At 67.8% G+C, this 13,064-nt stretch carries 18 protein-coding genes; 8 read left to right on the forward strand and 10 right to left on the reverse strand.

The genetic code is table 11. From position 1 onward, the window contains the following. Window positions 1-15 precede the first annotated feature (15 nt). The 3 genes from ubiE to hisF are packed head-to-tail and all read right to left on the reverse strand — an operon-like array spanning window position 16 to window position 1,936. A complete protein-coding gene (gene ubiE / locus KQ307_RS02380) occupies window positions 16-729 on the reverse strand; it encodes a bifunctional demethylmenaquinone methyltransferase/2-methoxy-6-polyprenyl-1,4-benzoquinol methylase UbiE (protein WP_259726803.1) in 714 nt (237 codons plus the stop codon). 21 nt (window positions 730-750) lie between these two features. Beyond that, window positions 751-1,095: a hypothetical protein gene (locus KQ307_RS02385; protein WP_259726804.1), complete on the reverse strand. Its 345-nt coding sequence runs from the start codon at window positions 1,093-1,095 to the stop codon at window positions 751-753. 37 nt (window positions 1,096-1,132) lie between these two features. Then, complete coding sequence (gene hisF, locus KQ307_RS02390) at window positions 1,133-1,936, reverse strand: imidazole glycerol phosphate synthase subunit HisF (RefSeq protein WP_259702027.1); 804 nt, start codon at window positions 1,934-1,936, stop codon at window positions 1,133-1,135. Window positions 1,937-2,005: 69 nt separating this feature from the next. On the opposite strand from hisF, the gene KQ307_RS02395 reads away from it, so the two are divergent. Genes KQ307_RS02395 through KQ307_RS02405 form a run of 3 tightly spaced genes read left to right on the forward strand, consistent with a single transcriptional unit; the run spans window position 2,006 to window position 5,419 of the window. Further along, the gene (locus KQ307_RS02395; RefSeq protein WP_259702026.1) at window positions 2,006-2,230 is read left to right on the forward strand and encodes a DUF2862 domain-containing protein; all 225 of its coding nucleotides are present in this window, start codon (window positions 2,006-2,008) and stop codon (window positions 2,228-2,230) included. A 37-nt stretch (window positions 2,231-2,267) separates the two neighbouring features. Beyond that, complete coding sequence (chlG, locus tag KQ307_RS02400; RefSeq protein ID WP_259702025.1) at window positions 2,268-3,251, forward strand: chlorophyll synthase ChlG; 984 nt, start codon at window positions 2,268-2,270, stop codon at window positions 3,249-3,251. 32 nt (window positions 3,252-3,283) lie between these two features. Continuing rightward, window positions 3,284-5,419, forward strand: a complete 2,136-nt coding sequence (locus tag KQ307_RS02405; protein WP_259726821.1) for a transglycosylase domain-containing protein — start codon at window positions 3,284-3,286, stop codon at window positions 5,417-5,419. 43 nt (window positions 5,420-5,462) lie between these two features. On the opposite strand, the gene KQ307_RS02410 is transcribed toward KQ307_RS02405, so the two are convergent. Next, window positions 5,463-6,809 carry a 16S rRNA (cytosine(967)-C(5))-methyltransferase gene (locus KQ307_RS02410; protein WP_259726805.1) on the reverse strand — a complete coding sequence of 449 codons (1,347 nt, stop codon included), beginning with the start codon at window positions 6,807-6,809 and terminating at the stop codon, window positions 5,463-5,465. Then, window positions 6,806-7,207 carry an MGMT family protein gene (locus KQ307_RS02415; protein WP_259726822.1) on the reverse strand — a complete coding sequence of 134 codons (402 nt, stop codon included), beginning with the start codon at window positions 7,205-7,207 and terminating at the stop codon, window positions 6,806-6,808. Before KQ307_RS02415 ends, KQ307_RS02410 begins: the two co-directional genes overlap by 4 nt. A 114-nt stretch (window positions 7,208-7,321) precedes the next feature. Here KQ307_RS02415 and KQ307_RS02420 point away from each other — a divergent pair, with 114 nt between their 5' ends. The 4 genes from KQ307_RS02420 to KQ307_RS14750 all read left to right on the forward strand — a co-directional run bounded on the left by KQ307_RS02420 (window position 7,322) and on the right by KQ307_RS14750 (window position 10,314). Beyond that, window positions 7,322-8,464 carry a S1C family serine protease gene (locus KQ307_RS02420; RefSeq protein WP_259726806.1) on the forward strand — a complete coding sequence of 381 codons (1,143 nt, stop codon included), beginning with the start codon at window positions 7,322-7,324 and terminating at the stop codon, window positions 8,462-8,464. 24 nt (window positions 8,465-8,488) lie between these two features. Continuing rightward, complete coding sequence (gene trmH / locus KQ307_RS02425) at window positions 8,489-9,178, forward strand: tRNA (guanosine(18)-2'-O)-methyltransferase TrmH (protein ID WP_259726807.1); 690 nt, start codon at window positions 8,489-8,491, stop codon at window positions 9,176-9,178. A gap of 59 nt (window positions 9,179-9,237) precedes the next feature. Then, entirely contained in the window at window positions 9,238-9,447 is a 210-nt protein-coding gene (locus KQ307_RS02430; RefSeq protein WP_259726808.1) for an AbrB/MazE/SpoVT family DNA-binding domain-containing protein, read from the forward strand. Window positions 9,448-9,528: 81 nt separating this feature from the next. After that, on the forward strand, window positions 9,529-10,314 hold the full coding sequence (locus tag KQ307_RS14750; RefSeq protein WP_311133765.1) for a nucleotidyltransferase domain-containing protein: 786 nt from the start codon (window positions 9,529-9,531) through the stop codon (window positions 10,312-10,314). 43 nt (window positions 10,315-10,357) lie between these two features. On the opposite strand, the gene KQ307_RS02445 is transcribed toward KQ307_RS14750, so the two are convergent. The 4 genes from KQ307_RS02445 to KQ307_RS02460 all read right to left on the reverse strand — a co-directional run bounded on the left by KQ307_RS02445 (window position 10,358) and on the right by KQ307_RS02460 (window position 11,593). Continuing rightward, window positions 10,358-10,579: a hypothetical protein gene (locus KQ307_RS02445; protein ID WP_259726809.1), complete on the reverse strand. Its 222-nt coding sequence runs from the start codon at window positions 10,577-10,579 to the stop codon at window positions 10,358-10,360. Between the two features lie 104 nt (window positions 10,580-10,683). After that, complete coding sequence (locus tag KQ307_RS02450) at window positions 10,684-11,013, reverse strand: hypothetical protein (protein ID WP_259726810.1); 330 nt, start codon at window positions 11,011-11,013, stop codon at window positions 10,684-10,686. A gap of 76 nt (window positions 11,014-11,089) precedes the next feature. Continuing rightward, the gene (locus tag KQ307_RS02455; protein ID WP_259726811.1) at window positions 11,090-11,263 is read right to left on the reverse strand and encodes a hypothetical protein; all 174 of its coding nucleotides are present in this window, start codon (window positions 11,261-11,263) and stop codon (window positions 11,090-11,092) included. A gap of 72 nt (window positions 11,264-11,335) precedes the next feature. Further along, window positions 11,336-11,593, reverse strand: coding sequence for a hypothetical protein (locus KQ307_RS02460; protein WP_259726812.1), 258 nt, complete (start codon window positions 11,591-11,593; stop codon window positions 11,336-11,338). Between the two features lie 383 nt (window positions 11,594-11,976). Between KQ307_RS02460 and KQ307_RS14755 the strand changes: the two genes are divergently transcribed. Next, window positions 11,977-12,411, forward strand: a complete 435-nt coding sequence (locus tag KQ307_RS14755) for a type IV pilin protein (RefSeq protein WP_259728581.1) — start codon at window positions 11,977-11,979, stop codon at window positions 12,409-12,411. Between the two features lie 261 nt (window positions 12,412-12,672). Here the strand turns inward: KQ307_RS14755 and KQ307_RS02470 are convergent. Beyond that, window positions 12,673-13,064 (reverse strand): transposase (locus KQ307_RS02470; RefSeq protein ID WP_259726813.1); only part of this gene is annotated, 392 nt, incomplete at its 5' end.

The raw sequence follows: 13,064 nt of genomic DNA on the forward strand, positions 1-13,064 counted from the left end.
CCTCTCAGAGTGGGTTCAGGCCACCAGCTGGAGCAGACCCATCAGCCCTGCGGCGATCGGCCGATGCCGGACGGCCGTGAAGCCGGCATCGCGCGCCAGCTGCTCCTGTTCGGACGCGATCGGGAAGCGCTCCAGGCTCGTCTCCAGATAGGCGTACTGCTCCGGCAGCTCGAACCAGCGGGCGGCCGGCACCACCAGGCGGCGGAGGTAGAAGCGCTGGAAGCCGGCGGTCAGGGAGCCGGCCTGGGTGGAGGAATCCGGGCGGTTGAAATCCAGCACCGCCGCACGGCCGCCTGGGCGCAACAGCCGCCGCAGTTCCTTCAGCCCCGCCGCCGGGTCGGCCAGGTTGCGCAGGCCGTAGGCCATCACCGCACCGTCGGCGGCTCCGGTGGCCAGGCCCGTGGCCAGGGCATCCCCCTGCTGCCAGCGCACGGGCAGCCAGGGCTGCAGCCGGCTGCGCCGACGGGCCACGGCCAGGGGAGCGGCGGCGGCATCCAGCCCCAGCACATCCCCCCCGGGCCGGAGCCTCTCCGCCAGCAGCAGGGCGAGATCGCCGGTGCCGCAGCAGAGATCCAGCAGCCGCTGGCCGGGCCTGGGGCGCAGCCAGTGGACTGCCTGCCGTTTCCAGAGGCGATGCAGACCCAGGCTGAGCAGGTCATTGAGCTGGTCGTAGCGGGGTGCGATCGCTTCGAAGAGCTCACGGACCGCTTCGGGATCTCCGGTCGTCAAGGGGCCGCCGCCGATGGCTGCTCAGGAGGATGGCAGAGCGGCGCAGCGCTCAGGCTCCACCAGACAATCGAGGGAGCGATCCCAGGGAAGGAGAGCCGAATCGGTGCTGAGCACCCCATCACCACTCAGAAAGCCCTGGCCGAGGCCGACAGCCAGCAACCGGTTGGGGCTGGCGAAGGTGAGAACCATCACCGTGGTGAGGCCGACGGCCGCGGAGCAGACCATGCAGCCGGCCAGCATCAGCGAAAATTCCTGGCGATCGTTGGCGGCCTGCATCAGCGAGAGAGCCCACGCCACCAACGCGACAACCAACACCATCGTCAAGAGGGCGACGGCGGTTGAGGCGGGGGAAACGGCAGCCGGCACGGAGAAGCGAGAGCAGTGAAACCAACGTCCAACTCCCTTAAGCAATTGTAATCTCCGCCACCGACCCTTGCGACTCCTCCAGGGGCCGGATCAGCAGCCCCCGCTCCAGCAGACCCGTCTTGATCTGCTGGATGCTGAGCACGCCATCGTGCAGCAGGGAGGCGAGCAAAGCCGCCGCCGCCTGGCCCTGCTCGAGGGCGGCGGCGATGTGGTCGATGCTGCCGGCGCCACCGGAGGCGATCACCGGCACCGCCACGGCGCTGGCCACGGCACGGGTGAGTGCCAGGTCGTAGCCGGCCTGGGTGCCATCGCCATCCATCGAGGTGAGCAGGATCTCACCGGCACCGAGCGCCACGACCCGGCGGGCCCAGGCCACCGCATCGAGACCGGTGTTCTCGCGGCCGCCCTTCACGTAGACATCCCAGCCGGAGCCGTCGGTGCGGCGGCGGGCATCGATCGCCACAACGATGCACTGACAGCCAAACAGGCGGGCCCCCTCCGCCACCAGCTCCGGCTGGCGCACCGCCGCGGAGTTGAGGCTGACCTTGTCGGCGCCGGCGCGCAGCAGCTCGGTGATCCCCTCGACGCTGCCGATGCCGCCCCCCACCGTGAACGGGATGGTCAGCGCCTCGGCGGTGTGGCGCACCAGTTCCACCAGGGTGGTGCGCCCCTGATGGCTGGCGGCGATGTCGAGGAAAACGAGTTCATCGGCGCCGGCGGCGTCGTAGCGGCAGGCCAGCTCGACCGGATCACCGGCATCGCGCAGCCCGACGAAGTTCACCCCCTTGACCACCCGACCGTCGGCCACGTCGAGGCAGGGGATCAGGCGCTTGGCGACCATGGCAGCTGGGCAGAGGAAGGAAGAGAACGGCGCTGTTAAGGTTGCGCCACTTGTCCAGCCGCGCAGGCCATGACTCAGGCTCTCACCCCAGGCTCGATCACTGTGGGCTCCAGGGTGAAGATCACCCGGGTGCGCGACCGCATCCCCGCTGATCTTGTCGAGGTGCTCAAGAAGGATGCCTCCGGCACCGTGAGCGGCTACAAGATGACCGACGGCAGCGGCATCGGCGTTGTGGTGGAACTGAGCGACGGCAGCAGCGGCTGGTTCTTTGACGACGAGATCGCGCCAGCCTGAGGGTGTCGATCATGCTGGTGACCCCCGCTTCGGTCTGTTGAGCGACGCACCCGACTCCCCCTCCAGCAGCGGCGGCGCCCGCCAGTTGCTGGGCATGAAAGGTGCCAGCGGCACCAGCAGCCTCTGGAAGCTGCGGCTGCAGCTGATGAAGCCCGTCACCTGGATTCCGCTGATCTGGGGGGTGATCTGCGGTGCCGCGGCCTCAGGGCAGTTCCACTGGAACGGCAGGGATCTGGTGGCGGCGATCGCCTGCATGGTGATGAGCGGGCCCCTGCTAGCCGGCTACACCCAGACCCTCAACGACTATTACGACCGCGAGATCGACGCGATCAATGAGCCCTACCGGCCGATCCCGTCGGGGGCGATCGGTCTGGGCCAGGTGCAGGCCCAGATCTGGGTGCTGCTGGTGGCCGGGCTGGCGGTGGCCTGGGGCCTCGACCTCTGGGCCGGCCACAGCACGCCGGTGCTGCTGCTGCTCGCCCTGGGCGGCTCCTTCGTGAGTTACATCTACTCGGCCCCGCCGCTGAAGCTCAAGCAGAACGGCTGGCTCGGCAACTACGCGCTCGGCGCCAGTTACATCGCCCTGCCCTGGTGGGCGGGCCAGGCGCTGTTCGGCCGGCTCACCTGGACCACCGCGGCGCTCACCCTGGCCTACAGCCTGGCGGGCCTGGGCATTGCCGTGGTCAATGATTTCAAGAGCGTCGAAGGCGACCGGGCCCTGGGGCTGCAGTCGTTGCCGGTGGTGTTCGGCATCGAGCGGGCCAGCTGGATCAGCGCCGTGATGATCGACCTGTTCCAGCTGGCCATGGTGGGGGTGCTGATCGCGATCGACCAGCACTTCGCGGCGGTGCTGCTCGTGCTGCTGATCATTCCCCAGATCACCTTTCAGGATCTCTGGCTGCTGCGCGATCCGGTGAGCTTTGATGTGAAGTATCAGGCCAGCGCCCAGCCTTTTCTGGTGCTCGGCATGCTGGTCACGGCTCTGGCGATCGGCCACAGCCGGCTGACGGTGGGCCTGTGAGCGCCACGGCCCGCCGGACGGAGCGGAGCCAGCTGCGCCGGAGCCGGCGCCGCCAGCTGCTGATCGCAGCCGTGCTGGCTGCCGGCGCCGGCAGCCTGCTGGCCTATGGCCAGTGGGCCCTGGTGCGGGGCATCGATGGCCTGTTACCGGAAACGCAGCGGATCAACACCTTCAACCGGCCCGGCACGGTGACGGTGCTCTCGGCTGACGGGCAGGTGCTGCAGAAGCTCGGCCCCGCCACCCGGGAGAAGGTGTCGAGCGGCGAGATGCCCAAGCTGCTCCGCCAGGCCTTCGTGGCCGCCGAAGACCGGCGTTTCTATGAGCACGGCGGCATCGATCCGGTGGGGATCGGACGGGCGATGCTGCGCAACATCCGCAGCGGCGCTGTGGAGGAGGGGGCCAGCACGATCACCCAGCAACTGGCCCGCACGGTGTATCTCAGCCAGGACCGCACCCTGGTGCGCAAGCTCAAGGAGGCGGCCCTGGCCGGCAAGCTCGAGCGCGAGTTCAGCAAGCAGCAGATCCTCGACCAATACCTGAACTACGTGTATCTGGGCTCCAGCGCCTACGGCGTCGCCGATGCCGCCTGGATCTACTTCTCGAAAACCCCCGCCCAGCTCACCCTGCCGGAGGCGGCCCTGATCGCCGGCCTGCCGCCGGCCCCGTCGGTGTATTCACCGCTGGTGAATCCGGATCTGGCCCTGAAACGACGGGCGGTGGTGCTGGAGCGGATGCAGGAGGCGGGCTTCATCGACGGGGCCCAGCGGGCCGAAGCCAACGCCACGCCGCTGACGCTCAAGCCGGCCCTGCCGAAGTACTGGAACAGCCAGGCTCCCTACTTCACCAGCTGGGTGGCCCAGGAGCTGCCGAAGGTGCTCACCCCGGAGCAATTGGAGGTGGGTGGTCTGACGATCCGCAGCAGCCTCAACCTGACCTGGCAGCAAGAAGCGCAGCGGGTGATCAACAGCAGCGCCTACGGGGGGCTGGAGGGGGCGCTGGTCACGATCGAACCGGGCACGGGCCTTGTGCGGGCGATGGTGGGCGGCAAGGACTATGAAGCCAGCCAGTTCAACCGGGCCACCCAGGCGCTGCGCTCCCCCGGCTCCACCTTCAAGCTGTTCGTGTACCTCACCGCCCTGAAGGAGGGCATGCGGCCGGAAACGGTCATTCTCGATTCGAAGCGCTGCTTTGCCGGCTACTGCCCCAAGAACTTCGGCGACCGCTACATCGGCCGGGTGTCGATGGCCACGGCCCTGCAGAACTCGCTGAACATCGTGGCGGTGGCCCTCGGCCAGATGGTGGGCCTCGACAAGGTGATCGCCACAGCCCAGAGCCTGGGCATCACCCGCGAGCTGGGGCGGTTCTATCCGATGGTGATCGGCGCCTACGAGCAGACGGTGCTCGACATGACGGCGGCCTACGCCGGTGTGGTGAACAGGGGCGTGTTCGTGCCACCCACCCCGTTCGAGGAGATCAGCGGCCCGAACGGCGAGCTGCTCTGGAGCCGCCGCCTGCAGGGTGAGCGGGGCAGGCGGGCGGTGGACAGCGACATCGCCGACGCGATGGTGTGGATGCTGCAGAAGGTGGTGCGGGCGGGCACCGGCGGTGGCGCCTCCCTGGCGGACCGGCCGGTGGCGGGCAAGACCGGCACCTCGGAAGGCGCCCGCGATCTCTGGTTCGTCGGCTCGATTCCCCAGCTCACCACCGGCATCTGGCTGGGCTACGACAACAACCGCAAAACCGGCAGCGACAGCGGCGCCGCCGCCGCCGCCTGGGGGCGCTACATGCGCCTGGTGGTGAAAGATCTGCCGGTGCGCGAGTTCCCGCCCAAGCCGGTGCTCACCGGCTCGTTCCGGGCCGGCAAGCCGAAGGCCGAGAAGCCCTGGGCGCGCCAGGAGCCTGTCACCCGGGACGAGACCCGGCCCTGGGAACCGGATCGATCGGAGCCGACGACCAGCAGCCCGGCCATCGAGGAGTGGCGGCCACGGTTGAGCCCCGAGGAACCGGCCCCCGTTCAGCCCCGCAACGACCCGGCGCCGGCGGCGGCTCCCGCCCCCAGGCCGGAAGCGATGCCGGCGCCCGCACCGGCCGCCGCTCCCCCACCGGCACCCGCCGCCCCGGCGCCACCGAGCGCTCCACCGCCGCCGGTGGCACCGCCTCCTCCCTGAGCCTCCTCCCTGAGCCGCCTCCCTGAGCCGGCACCCTGAACCTTCAACCCGGAGCCTGCAGCACAGCGGCGTAGAAGCCGTCGCCACCGCCGGGCCGCGGCCAGAGCTGCCGCTCGGCGAGCTGGCTCCAGCCTGGCCGGCCGGCCAGGAAGGCCCGGATCAGCTCCCCGTTCTCGGCGGGATGGACGGTGCAGGTGGCATAGACCAGGCGACCGGCCGGCTTGAGCAGGGGCACCATCCCCTCCAGCAGGCGTCGTTGCAACACCACCAGCTCATCGATCGTGGCGGGTTCGATCCGCCAGCGGGCATCGGCGTGGCGGGCCAGGGTGCCCAGGCCGGAGCAGGGGGCATCGAGCAGGATCCGATCAAAGCGCTCCTCCGCCGCTGCGCCTGCCACCGGGTCCGCCGTCAGCTCGGCCGCATCGGCCTGGCGCAGCTGGATGGAGGAGAGGCCGAGCCGATCAGCGTTGGCCCGCACCCGCCGCAGCCGGCCGGCCGAACGATCGACCGCCACCACCGTGCCCTGATCGCCGATCAGCTCAGCGAGGTGGGTGCTCTTGCCGCCGGGGGCGGCGCAGGCATCGAGCAGCCGCTCACCGGGGCGGGGATCCAGCAGGGGGGCGATGGTCTGGGCGGCACGATCCTGCACGCACCAGTGCCCCTCGCTGTAGCCGGGCAGGCTGCGCAGGTCGCCGCAGCGGCCCAGCAGGGTGAGCCCCCAGGGTGTTTCCTCCAGCGGTTCGGCCAGCTGGCCGGCGGCGCTGAAGGCGGCGAGCACCGCGTCCCGGCTGGCCCGCAGGGGGTTGACGCGCAGATCGAGGGGAGGTGGCTGGTTGGCGGCGAGAGCGAAGGCCTCGACCTGATCCGGCGGCAGCCAGCCCAGCAGCTCGGCCGCCAGCCAGTCGGGCAGGGAGTGACGCAGACCGAAGGCGGCGGCGGCGGGATCAACACCGGCTGGCAAGGGCAGGGGAAGATCAGCCTGGGGACGGCGCAGGAAGGCCCGCAGCAGGCCGTTCACCACCGGCGCCAGGCGGGCCAGGCCATCGAGCTTGGCCAGCTCCACCGTGGTGCTCACCGCCGCCGAAGCGGGCACCCGCTCGGTGGCGAGCAGCTGGTAGAGGCCGAGGTGCAGCAGCCAGCGCAACCGGGGCGGCTGGCGGTCGGCCGGCACCCGGCCAAGCTGATCGAGCCAGGCATCGAGCCGGCGGCGCTGGCGGATCGCCCCGAAGCAGAGCTCGGTGGCCAGGGCCCGATCCGGCGGCGACAGCGGCAGGCGCTGCAGCTCCCGCTCCAGGGCCAGATCGGCATAGGCGCCGGCCGCCACCGCCTGCAGCGCCCGCCAGGCCACCCGGCGCGAATCAAGCCCGACGGCCTCCGGCGCAGTGCTCATAAGGGGGGCGTGCTCATGGGGTGGGGGTGCTCAGGCGATGGCAGCGGTGCTGGGGCGGGCCAGGGCGGCCTCCACAGATAGCGCCGCAGGGGGAGGCGGCCCTCGTCGTCGACGGGGATGCCTTCGGCGATCAGCAGCTCGCGCTGGATCCAGTCGCTGCCTTCACGGCTGAGGCTCATGCTGATCTGGCCGCGGGCATTGACGACCCGGTGCCAGGGGATCTCGGACGGCAGGCTGAGGCGACGCAGGGCCCAGCCCACCTGACGGGCGCAGCCGAAGGCACCGATCCGATCAGCGATCTGGCCGTAGGTGGCCAGCTGGCCGCAGGGAATCAGGGCCACAGCGGCGTAGACCCGCTGATCGAAGCCACGGGGCGAAGCCGGCTCGGCAACAGCCATGACCAGATCCAACCGCAGGCTCAGGCGGGAAGATCCTGTCACCAGCGGCGACCGATCCGGTTGAGCTGCGGGCAGGGATCAACCGTAGAACGAATTCCTGTTCTGTTTCGTTCGATGACGGCCCCCAACCCCGCAGCCCATTCGCCCAGCCGCCCGGGAAGACGCCCGATGGCCTGGATGCCCGCCGTGGGGGCCACCGGCCTGGCCCTGCTGCTCTCCAGCTGCGCCATGGTCCGCAGCCAGGAAACCGTGCGGACCCCGAGGCTGGCCGCGGCCCCGGCCGGCAGCTGCGGCGCCGGGAAGCTCAGCGCCGAGCAGGTGTTCAGCCGGGCCAGCAAGGGGGTGGCGGTCGTCTCGACGGGGAGCGGCATGGGCAGCGCCTTCGTGGTGGCGCAGCAGGACGGGCAGACCTTTCTGGTCACCAATGCCCACGTGGTGCGGGGCAGCGAAACTGTGCGGCTGAAGTGGGTGGACGGCGCCGGCGACAGCGCCCGGGTGGTGGCCCGTGGCGGTGGCGACAGCCCCAGCACCGACCTGGCCCTGCTGGCGGTGGATGGCCAGCGGGGCGTGCCGCTGGCGCTGGGCGACAAGGCGGCGGCGGTGGGCCAGGAGGTGTTCGTGATCGGCGCGCCGAAGGGGCTGGAGTTCAGCCTGAGCCGGGGTGTGGTGAGCAGCCTGCGGCAGCAGAACGACATCCTGCAGATCGATGCGGCGATCAACCCGGGCAACTCGGGCGGTCCGGTGCTGGATGCGGGCAACTGCGTGGCAGGCGTGGCCACCTTCAAGCTCAACGACAGCGAGGGGCTCAATTTCGCGATTTCCAGCTCGGTGGTGCGCAACTTCCTGGCCAACCTGCCGGCGGCGGGCGTGGCGGCTGATCGGGCCAGCCAAGCTGAGCAGCCCGATCGCGCCGCCGAATCCGAAGCTGGAGCCGGAGCCGGCGAAACGGTCTGCCTGTTCAAGCGACCGGAGAGCGAAACGGCCGAGTCGATTCCCTGCCGGCTGAGCGGCACCCGGACCGCCGGCGGGCAGACGATCTATCAGCTCGCCTGGGCCGACGGTTCGCGCAACGCCTACGCCTTCTTCCAGGGCGGCCGGGTGGCGATCCGGGCCGACGATGGAGCCGGCGGCAGCAGGACCGACCAGGGCAGCTTCCAGGTGAGCGAGGCCGGCGTGGCGGTGCGCAGCAGCGGCGATTCAGTCGCCGTGATCCCCGGCCTGGATCCGGTGCTGAACGTAGGCGCAATGCTGAACTGAGAGGCCCTCGCCGCGCCTCGATCCATGCCCCTGCTGCCGCGCCGCTTCGAGCGGCTGAAGGCCGTGCTGAACCGGCGGATGGCGGATCTCACGGTGCTACTGGAGGCGGTGGACAAACCCCACAACCTCTCGGCGATCCTGCGCAGCTGCGATGCGGTGGGGGTGCTGGAAGCCCACGCGGTGAGCCTGGCGGGCCGCAGCCGCCGCTACAACCACACGTCGCTGGGCAGCGAGAAGTGGGTGAAGGTGCACCCGCACGCCACGGTGGAGGACGCACTGCAACGGCTGCGGCAGGAGGGCTTCCGGATCTACGGCACCCAGCTGGGCAGCGCGGCGGTGGACTACCGGCAGTGTGATTTCACCGGCCCCACCGCCTTCGTGCTGGGGGCGGAGAAATGGGGCCTGAGCGCGGCGGCGGCGGCCGGCGTGGATCAGGGGCTGTTCGTGCCGATGGGCGGCATGGTGCAGTCGCTGAACGTGTCGGTGGCGGCGGCGGTGCTGCTGTTCGAAGCGCTACGCCAGCGGCAGGCGGCGGGGCTGCTGCCACTGGCCGGGGAGGGGGTGCCGGCGGAGCGGCGCCAGCGGTTGCTGCTGGAGTGGGCCTACCCCCAGGTGGCGGAGTGGTGCCGCCGCGAAGGCCGCCCCTACCCCGAGCTCACGGCGGAGGGGGCACTGGCTGAGGAGCTGCCGCGCACGCTGCGGCTGCGCTGCTGAGCAAAGGCCCCTTCACAAGGCAGAACCGCCTTACACTGAACTTCTTGCGTGGCGGGACGATGTCAACCCTGACCGTGACCAGCAAGGGGCAGGTCACCCTGCGCAAAGAGCTGCTCGGCCATCTGGGCGTCAAACCGGGCCAACGGGTGGACGTGGAGGTGCTGCTGGCTGACTACGAGACGCTCCTGGGCGGGCAGGCAGCTACGTCGCTGACCACCGGGATCCCTTCGATCGCCTGCTGGCAGCCCAGGCGGAACTCAATCAGCTGACGCTGGTGAGCTGTGATCCCACCTTCCAGCAGTTTCCCTGCAGGGTGCTGTGGTGACCCCGCCCACTCCTACGATCCCCCCATGCCCACCACCAGCCTCTGCCCCTGGCACCAGCCGCGGCCTTTTGAGCTGCCGGTTCTGGGTGCGGGCGTGGACGGGGAGCGGCAGGCGGCCACGGCAGCCATTCTGAAACGGCTGGCGGCGGGGCCTGGCGTGAAGGCGCTGGTGCTGTTTGGCTCCCGCGCCCGCGGCACGGCGGCAGCCGGATCGGATCTGGATCTGCTGCTGATCACGCGGGAGGCGCAGCTGGAAGGCCAGGCTTTGCAGCAGGCCTGGCGGCAGTACTACCAGCAGCTTCGGGATCTGCCGCTGCCGGTGGATCTGGTGGTGATGGGCTGGGAAGAGGCCGACCGGATGGCCGGATCGCGCTGGCATGTGGTGAGCCTGGCGGCACGGGAGGGGTGGTGCTCCATGCCACCGAGTGAGGATGCGGCCCTGCTGATGCAGAGCGTGGAGCGTCACCTGAAAGGGATGGCGCTCACGATGCACCCCGACTACCCTGATGAAGACTGGGGATTCTCAGCCCAACAGGCGGTGGAGAAGCTGCTCAAGGCCCTGATCGTGCTGGGCGATGAGCGTCCTCCTCTGACCCACGAGCTGAGGCCGCTGGCGGCGATGGCCCGGCAGCTGCTCAGCGATGACCTGCTGAACTTGCAGGTGTATGCGGTGGAAGCACGCTACCGGCCGGGGCCTTTCCCCCTGCCGACCAGCCGGGAGGCCCTGCGCCGGGAGATCGAGGCCTTCCAGGCGCAGGTGGGCCAACAACTGGCCGCTCAACAACGGCTGGAGCAGGACGAGACGGCCTGATTGGCCATTGGCTGGCTCGTCGCTTCAGCCAATAAGGCACCATTCAGCTCAGGGCCAGCCGGGTCATACCCGCGAGGAAGTACTGGAGTGGATCCCCTCCCCGGCGCGGCAACACGTCCACGGTGCCGGCAACGATCAGCTGTTGCAGGGCCTGGGCACCACGGGCAGCCCAGGCTTCCAACCGTTGCCAAAGGGTGCTTCCAAGCAGGCCGCGCAGATCACCCCGGAACAGCTCATGCAGAGCGTCGATCACCTCGTCTTGCACGGGGCGAGCGCACGGGCTGGCTGGGGTCCAGTTGCAGCGATTGGTAGCGGGCCTGCAACAGCAGGTGAACTTCATTCAGGTCAAGGGGTTCGAGCACCACCGGATCACTGAACACGGAACGCACCTGGGTGTGACCCTGCACGACGGTGCGGACGGCATCGGTGGTCCCCCACCACGATCGTGTGCAGGCCATCAAGCAGCAGGACCTGGTCCCGAATGCTGCGCAGGAGATCGGCGGCACGGGCTGCATCGGCCTCACTGAGGTTCTCGAGACTGTTGAGGTGCAGCACCCTTGGTCCATCCAGCACCAGGGCGCCAGGGGGCGAGGAAACGGCCTGGGTGTTGGTGCCACCCGCCCCAAACCCGGCGGCCGAAACCGTGAAGCCACCACCACGCAGACGGATGGTGCGCACCAGCTGCTGCGCCGCCGACAAGGCGGCTCCACTCGCCTGGGGCTTGGAGGCCAGAACGGCGTCGTAGGTGCCAGCGAGCAGAAGGCCGATCAGATCTTCACTGGCCAGATCGGCGGTGATCGGAATGATCTCGGCTGAGGTCCAGTAGCCGCTCGTTCTGGCGCCCCACGAACAGGCTGAGCGGGGTTGCCACCGAGTCGGGGCGGAGGGTGGCCTGAAAGAAGGGGGAGGAGCCGAGGTTGTAGAGCCTCCACAGATTCGGGAGAGGCATCGCAGAGCTATCGCCGGGAGCAGACCACCTCCCAATAGTGGTCCCTTATTGGGAGTTTTCCCAATACCCAGATCAATAGGGCATCAACCCATCGCCACGCTGCGGCAGTGATTCCAACGTCTGCCGCTGGCGAGCCGAAGGCAGCCAGCAGGCCAAGCCGATGCCGGCCAGCTCCAGCAGAGCGAAATGACCGGCCAGCAAGGCAATGGCCATGAAGGCCACGGAGAGGATGTGCTCCAGCAGGCCGATCACGTCATCGCCGTTGGCGGAGCCAAGGACCCAGAGCAGCACCGAGGCGGAAAGCAACACCATGGCGAGCCAGAAGGGCATGGGGGAGCAACGACAGCGGAACATCCAGCCTTCAATCATCGGCGACGAACGCCCGCAGGTGTGTTCAGCCAGAACCATTCGATCGGAGGCCACTCGGCAAACGCGGAAATCGGGTCAAGCCTGAGAGCAAACCAATTAAATTATGAGAGTTTGATGAGAGCCGAGCTAGAGAACAGAAAATTGGTCGTCTTCGATTCCACAAAACCGAATGGAATAGGGTTAGAGCCAGAAACTCCCTGACAAGGCAGGAACGGTCAGAATAGTTGGAAACACTGGGTTCTGAGCCCTCTCACAGGGTGTGCTTAGGACTGAGACAACAGCATGGCCCGATTGCGGGAGCCGAAGATTCGCTGTAAGTTGAGGAAGTTAAAAGGATTCCCCCAATGCAAGCGAAAACCAAACTCCTGGTTCTCAACCAGCTCAACCAACGCCACGGAAATTCCACCGGCCTCGCCAAGGGATTCACTTTGGTTGAACTGATGATCGTTGTGGCGATCGTCGGTATTCTTTCCGCCGTTGCTCTGCCCCTTTACCTTCAGGCCCGCAACGCTGCCGCCGCCGGAGCCCGTGTGGGTGAAGCATTGGGCCTCGGCAAAGAATGCGCGACCTTTGTCGCATCTGGTGGTATTGGTGTACCACCCACCAACGCTGGTAACTCAACTGTTAACTGCGCTGCAGGTGCCACTGGTTCGGTGGCGGCTACATTCACTGCCGGTGCAGCTGGAATACGTTGCCTCACATCTGTCAGCACAACTTCTAGTGCAACAGTCACCGTCAACATTGCCACCACCGGGGCATTGACCTGTACTTTTACTTGATAGCTTTGTAAGCACCGAGTGGTGCAATCAAGTTCTTTGTCTCTGAGACCGGCTCATGGAATGAGCCGGTCTTTTTCCTTGCTTATCTTCATTCTCATAAATCATAAGACTTGCTCTGTATGATTGATTAAGTCGGCAGCGTCGAACAGCAAACTGTGGGCTAGCTCGCACTGACAAGAGGGCCTTGCTGTGGCGTTTGGAAAGGCGGAAGAGTCTAAAATAGTTGGCAGGAGCGGCAAAGCATGCCAAAGGGGTACTTGATTAGGTAGCTAGCTCCGCACTCCTCATGAAGCGTTCCGGCCGAGGGCCGCAGCTGCAGATGGCATGAACCACTCGCTCAGTCATCGTCGCCAAGTTGAAGCGCCGATTGAAGCGGTAATTGAAGGCACCCAGGTAGCGATCAGCGTACTTATCGAATTTCAGGGCATGGAAGGTGCCGCTGAAGCTGATTTTCAGGTTGCTGAGCACCGTGTTGATCCAGCGAAATTCCGGAAGTTCATTGGGATGGCGACCCTTCACGACCACAGGTTGATGGAGGCAACCGACTTCTGCCACAGCGCGGAAGCAGGCCAGCCCGTCAGAGATCACCTCACATCCAATCGCCAGTGAATCCTGAATCCAGTCAGCGATGGCGACACACGAGCACGTCGCCA

This window comes from Synechococcus sp. CS-1326, from assembly GCF_025128115.1.
Lineage (GTDB): Bacteria > Cyanobacteriota > Cyanobacteriia > PCC-6307 > Cyanobiaceae > Regnicoccus.